At 27.4% G+C, this 566-nt stretch carries 1 protein-coding gene; it reads left to right on the top strand.

Annotated features, from left to right (window positions below; all coding sequences use genetic code 11):
- The first annotated feature begins 189 nt into the window (after positions 1-189).
- Positions 190-435, top strand: coding sequence for a hypothetical protein (locus ES044_RS18375; RefSeq protein WP_147120782.1), 246 nt, complete (start codon positions 190-192; stop codon positions 433-435).
- The last annotated feature ends 131 nt before the right edge of the window (positions 436-566 follow it).

The raw sequence follows: 566 nt of genomic DNA, 5'->3' as shown, positions 1-566 counted from the left end.
TTCAAATTCCGCAGAGATTTTCTATTCAACATGCTGGCAAGAATTCAGATGTTATATAGTTTAAATTCTTGTTTTTCATTCAACTTTAGTTAGCCTTTAGATTTTCCCGAGCAATGAAACATAACGTACACGTTTAAGGATTGTTGCGATAAATTAAAACCAAAAATTAATAAATAATACAGAAAAAAAATGAACAAAATAAATAAAGAAATAATAAACAATCTAGGTAAAACTATTGCCCAATTAATAGAAGAAAACAAAAAACTAAAACTTGATAATGAAGCACTAAAAAAGCAATTATCTTTAAATATTGTTAGCAACCGAAGGGAACTGTTAATTTCTTTTTTAAAGTATCTAAGGATTAGAGATATAGCAAATACTAAAAAAGAAAACATAGGTGTTAGGGTTGACTTATTTCTAAAAAGAAATTTATAGTTGCTAACGTTTTTGTGTATGAAAAGTTGCTTTTTTGTGTGCGAGGATTTTCCGAAGGAAAATTGAAGTACATAAAAAAGCAACTACCTTTGGTTAAGCACTAAATTAGCAATTTTTTATACACGGTGTTG

This window comes from Polaribacter sp. IC066 (assembly GCF_007997085.1).
In the GTDB taxonomy this organism is placed as follows: Bacteria; Bacteroidota; Bacteroidia; order Flavobacteriales; family Flavobacteriaceae; genus Polaribacter.
Note: the sequence above shows the minus strand (reverse complement) of the source record. Positions and strands in the feature narration are given on the sequence as shown.